Raw genomic sequence first — 4,443 nt, 5'->3', positions numbered from 1 at the left:
CAGCAACTGCCGGAAAAGCTTCGCGCGGCGGTGATCAATCAGGGCGGCGGTCACGCCAATCATTCGCTGTTCTGGGAAGTGATGGTGCCCAACGGAGGCGGCAAGCCCGACGGCACACTGGCCAAGGCAATCGATGAGCAACTGGGCGGACTCGACAGTTTCAAGGAAGCGTTCACCAAAGCCGCGCTGACCCGTTTCGGCAGCGGCTGGGCCTGGCTCAGCGTGACACCGGAGAAAAAACTGGTCGTGGAAAGCAGCGGCAATCAGGACAGCCCGCTGATGACCGGCAACACACCAATCCTTGGTCTCGACGTCTGGGAACACGCCTACTACCTGCGTTACCAGAACCGTCGCCCGGAATACATCAACGCGTTCTACAACGTGATCAACTGGCCGGAAGTTGCTGCGCGCTATCAGGCCGCACTGGTTTAAGCCTTCCATAAAAACAATCAGGGCTGACTATGGGCACGGAAACACTGGCGATTGCCAGCGGGCGCATGTTTCGTTACGCGGTGGGCTCGCTGTTGCTGCTGGCGGGGATGGCTTTGCTGGTCGCCCACGGTTTGCAGTGGCTGAATCTGGAACCGCGGCTGTTGCGCGCCTTGCAGGGCGGTGCCATCTGCGCGTTGGGCACGGCGCTTGGCGCCGTGCCGGTGCTGGTGATCCGGCGCATGCCGCAGGCACTCAGCGATACCTTGCTTGGGTTTGGTGCCGGGGTGATGCTGGCGGCGACGGCGTTTTCGTTGATCGTGCCGGGGATCGCTGCGGCCGAAAGTCTTGGTCTGACGCCGTGGGCCGCCAGTAGCCTGACCTGCTTCGGCATCCTGCTCGGCGCGTTCGGTCTGTATCTGGTGGATCGGCGCGTTTCGGGTGCCTCGCCGGAGATGCTCGTCGGCACGCTGGAGCATCCGGTGATTCCACCGCGAATCTGGCTGTTCGTGTTCGCCATCATCGCGCACAACATTCCGGAAGGCATGGCGGTTGGCGTATCTGCCGGCGGCGGGATGACGGACGCCGACAGCCTGGCGATGGGCATCGCTCTGCAGGATGTGCCGGAAGGGCTGGTGATTGCGTTGGTGCTGGCCGGGGCAGGGATGTCGCGGGTCAGGGCATTTTTGATTGGCGCGGCGTCTGGGCTGGTCGAACCGGTATTTGCACTGTTATGCGCGTGGCTGGTGAGTCTGGCTCAAGTGCTGTTGCCGCTGGGGCTGGCGTTGGCGGCCGGGGCGATGTTGCTGGTGGTGACCCACGAAGTGATTCCGGAGTCGCGTCGTCATGGGCATGACAAGCTGGCCAGTCTGGGCCTGTTGGTCGGGTTTTGTCTGATGATGGTGATGGATACGGCGTTGGGGTGAATGGAGGCGAGGAACAGTGTCCCCGCCTCGAGGATTATTCACCTTCGTCGAAATACCTTTCGATCAGATCGACCAATGCGTCCATGGCTTCCTGAGCCTGTTCGCCTTCGGTGCTCAAATGGATTTTGGTGCCTTTACCCGCCGCGAGCATCATCATTGCCATGATGCTCTTGCCGTCGACAGTCGTTTCAGGTGTGCGTCCCACTCTGATCGTGCAGTCTGGATACTGACCCGCCACGCCGACGAATTTGGCCGATGCCCGAGCATGCAGGCCCAGCTTATTGATGATTTCGATTTCACGAGCAGGCATCGCGGTGTGAATCCTTTAGGTGAGGTCGCGGTGGCGAACCTGGACGTTCTTCAGGGTTTTCTGCAGGGCCTGACCCAGACGTTCGGTCAGGTAGACGGAGCGGTGGTGCCCGCCGGTGCAGCCAATGGCAATGGTCACGTATGCGCGGTTGCTGGCGGCGAAACGTGGCAGCCACTTGTTCAGGTAGGCGTAGATGTCCTGATACATTTCTTCGACATCCGGCTGCTGCGCCAGATACTCGGCCACAGGGGCATCGAGGCCGGACTGAGCGCGCAGCTCGGGTTTCCAGTACGGATTGGGCAGGCAGCGCACGTCGAAGACCAGATCGGCATCGACCGGCATGCCGCGCTTGAAGCCAAATGATTCAACCAGAAACGCAGTACCGGGTTCCGGCTGATTCAGCAGGCGCAGCTTCAGCGTGTCGCGAAGCTGATAGAGGTTCAGGCTGGTGGTGTTGATTTTCAGGTCGGCCAGATCGGCGATCGGGCCGAGCAGGGCGGTTTCATCGTGAATTGCCTCGGCCAGTGAGCGATTGGCGTTGCTCAGCGGGTGACGACGACGGGTCTCGGAAAAACGCTTGAGCAGGGTTTCCTCGTCGGCGTCCAGGTACAGCACATCGCACTTGATATGCTTGGCACGCACGTCTTCGAGCAATTCCGGGAAACGTGACAGATGGCTCGGCAGGTTGCGCGCATCGATCGACACGGCAACCAGCGGCTGCGCCAGTTCAGTATGGATCAGCGCCCGCTCGGCCAGTTCCGGCAGCAAGCCGGCCGGCAGGTTGTCGATGCAGTAGTAGCCGTTGTCCTCAAGGACATTCAGGGCGGTACTTTTACCCGAGCCCGAACGGCCACTGACAATGATCAAACGCATGATTAGTGCCCGTTCTGCTCGTCCAGTACAACCTGGTACAAGGCTTCGTTGCTCGCGGCGCTGCGCAGTTTTTCACGAACTTCCTTGCGGTCGAGCATGCTGGCGATCTGGCGCAGCAACTCCAGATGCGCATCGGTCGCGGCTTCCGGGACCAGCAGCACGAACAGCAGGTCGACCGGAGCGCCGTCGATGGCGTCGAAATCGATTGGCGCTTCAAGATGCAGCAGGGCACTGACAGGCGCCGTGCAGCCCTTGAGGCGGCAGTGAGGAATGGCGATGCCGTTGCCAAAACCGGTAGAACCGAGTTTTTCACGGGCGATCAACGCCTCAAAGACATCCTGCATCGCCAGATCCGGCACTTCGCGGTGGATCAGGTTGGCAATATGTTCGAGGGCTTTTTTCTTGCTGCCGCCCGGCGCGTTCACTTGGGAACGGCCGGGGGTCAGGATGGTTTCAAGTCGGATCATGGGATAGGGGGGTTAACGACCGGTCGCGCCCTGGAGGAGGCTCTGGGTCTTTTCCTTATGCTTTTTGAGTTGGCGATCCAGCTTGTCGGTGAGTGAGTCGATCGCAGCATACATGTCGGTATCTTCTGCGTTGGCGACCACTTCGCTGCCGGGGATATGCAAGGTGGCTTCGATCTTCTGCTTCAGCTTTTCGACGCACATCGTGACTTGCACGTTGGTGATCTTGTCGAAATGTCGCTCCAGTCGTTGGAGTTTTTCCTCGATGTAGGAACGCAGAGGTTGGGTCACTTCCAGTTGGTGTCCACTGATGTTGACTTGCATACAGCTTCTCCTTCGTTGCCAGTGCATAAAGCGGCAGGCCGAAAAGCCTGCCACTGGAACGCTGTAACGTGGCTTACATCAACCGCTTCCGTTCGCTCGAAGGCGCGATTCCGAGGGATTCGCGGTACTTGGCGACGGTGCGGCGAGCCACCTGAATGCCTTGTGCCTCCAGTAAACCAGCGATCTTGCTGTCACTCAACGGCTTTTTCTGATTTTCCGCTGCGACCAGTTTTTTGATGATCGCGCGGATCGCCGTGGACGAGCATTCGCCGCCTTCGGAGGTGCTGACGTGGCTGGAGAAAAAGTATTTCAGCTCATAAATACCGCGCGGGGTATGCATGAATTTCTGTGTGGTCACCCGGGAAATCGTCGATTCGTGCATGCCGACCGCTTCGGCGATGTCATGCAATACCAACGGCTTCATCGCTTCGTCGCCGTATTCGAGGAAGCCGCGCTGATGTTCGACGATCTGCGTGGCCACTTTCATCAGGGTTTCGTTGCGGCTCTGCAGGCTCTTGATGAACCAGCGGGCTTCCTGCAACTGGTTACGCATGAAGGTGTTGTCGGCGCTGGTGTCGGCACGCTTAACAAACCCGGCGTACTGGGCATTGACGCGCAGGCGTGGCACCGATTCCTGGTTCAGCTCGACCAGCCAGCGCTCGTTGTCCTTGCGCACGATCACATCGGGAATGACGTATTCGGCTTCGGTTGATTCGATCTGCGAGCCCGGACGCGGATTGAGGCTCTGTACCAGCTCGATGACCTGGCGCAGCTCGTCTTCCTTGAGCTTCATCCGGCGCATTAGCTGGCTGTAATCGCGGCTGCCCAGCAGGTCGATGTAATCGGCGACCAGCCGCTTGGCCTCGGTCAGCCACGGCGTCTTCGCGGGCAGCTGGCGCAGTTGCAGGAGCAGGCATTCGCTGAGGTTGCGGGCGCCGATACCGGCGGGCTCGAATTGCTGGATGCGATGCAGGACGGCTTCGATCTCGTCGAGCTCGATGTCCAGTTCAGGATCGAACGCTTCGAGAATTTCTTCGAGTGTTTCGTCCAGATAGCCCTGATTGTTGATGCAGTCGATCAGGGTCACGGCGATCAGGCGATCGGTGTCGGACATCGG

7 protein-coding genes are annotated in these 4,443 nt (G+C 59.7%); 2 read left to right on the top strand and 5 right to left on the bottom strand.

Translation table 11 applies throughout. The features are described from left to right. Positions 1-432, top strand: a 432-nt coding sequence (locus D6877_RS09130) for a superoxide dismutase (protein ID WP_130910553.1), incomplete at its 5' end; no start/stop codon positions are given. A gap of 29 nt (positions 433-461) precedes the next feature. Next, positions 462-1,355: a ZIP family metal transporter gene (locus D6877_RS09125; RefSeq protein WP_130910550.1), complete on the top strand. Its 894-nt coding sequence runs from the start codon at positions 462-464 to the stop codon at positions 1,353-1,355. Positions 1,356-1,389: 34 nt separating this feature from the next. Here D6877_RS09125 and D6877_RS09120 read toward each other — a convergent pair whose 3' ends face one another. The 5 genes from D6877_RS09120 to D6877_RS09100 all read right to left on the bottom strand — a co-directional run. After that, positions 1,390-1,665 (bottom strand): HPr family phosphocarrier protein, encoded by a 276-nt coding sequence (locus tag D6877_RS09120; RefSeq protein WP_016771685.1) that lies wholly within the window; start codon positions 1,663-1,665, stop codon positions 1,390-1,392. Between the two features lie 15 nt (positions 1,666-1,680). After that, positions 1,681-2,538: an RNase adapter RapZ gene (gene rapZ, locus D6877_RS09115; protein ID WP_016771684.1), complete on the bottom strand. Its 858-nt coding sequence runs from the start codon at positions 2,536-2,538 to the stop codon at positions 1,681-1,683. Between the two features lie 2 nt (positions 2,539-2,540). Beyond that, positions 2,541-3,005 carry a PTS IIA-like nitrogen regulatory protein PtsN gene (ptsN, locus tag D6877_RS09110; RefSeq protein ID WP_130910549.1) on the bottom strand — a complete coding sequence of 155 codons (465 nt, stop codon included), beginning with the start codon at positions 3,003-3,005 and terminating at the stop codon, positions 2,541-2,543. Positions 3,006-3,017: 12 nt separating this feature from the next. After that, a complete protein-coding gene (raiA, locus tag D6877_RS09105) occupies positions 3,018-3,326 on the bottom strand; it encodes a ribosome-associated translation inhibitor RaiA (protein WP_007912419.1) in 309 nt (102 codons plus the stop codon). A gap of 73 nt (positions 3,327-3,399) precedes the next feature. Then, the coding region (locus D6877_RS09100; protein WP_130910548.1) for an RNA polymerase factor sigma-54 at positions 3,400-4,443 on the bottom strand (1,044 nt) is incomplete at its 5' end.

This window comes from Pseudomonas sp. Sample_9 (genome assembly GCF_004307535.1).
Classification (GTDB): domain Bacteria; phylum Pseudomonadota; class Gammaproteobacteria; order Pseudomonadales; family Pseudomonadaceae; genus Aquipseudomonas; species Aquipseudomonas mercuritolerans.
The sequence above is the reverse complement of the archived record's forward strand: the minus strand, read 5'-3'. Positions and strand labels throughout refer to the sequence as shown.

Coding starts and splice junctions, on each gene's coding strand:
- raiA (WP_007912419.1), bottom strand. CDS start 3,326: ATGCAAGTCAACATCAGTGGACACCAACTGGAAGTGACCCAACCTCTG.
- rapZ (WP_016771684.1), bottom strand. CDS start 2,538: ATGCGTTTGATCATTGTCAGTGGCCGTTCGGGCTCGGGTAAAAGTACC.
- D6877_RS09125 (WP_130910550.1), top strand. CDS start 462: ATGGGCACGGAAACACTGGCGATTGCCAGCGGGCGCATGTTTCGTTAC.
- D6877_RS09120 (WP_016771685.1), bottom strand. CDS start 1,665: ATGCCTGCTCGTGAAATCGAAATCATCAATAAGCTGGGCCTGCATGCT.
- ptsN (WP_130910549.1), bottom strand. CDS start 3,005: ATGATCCGACTTGAAACCATCCTGACCCCCGGCCGTTCCCAAGTGAAC.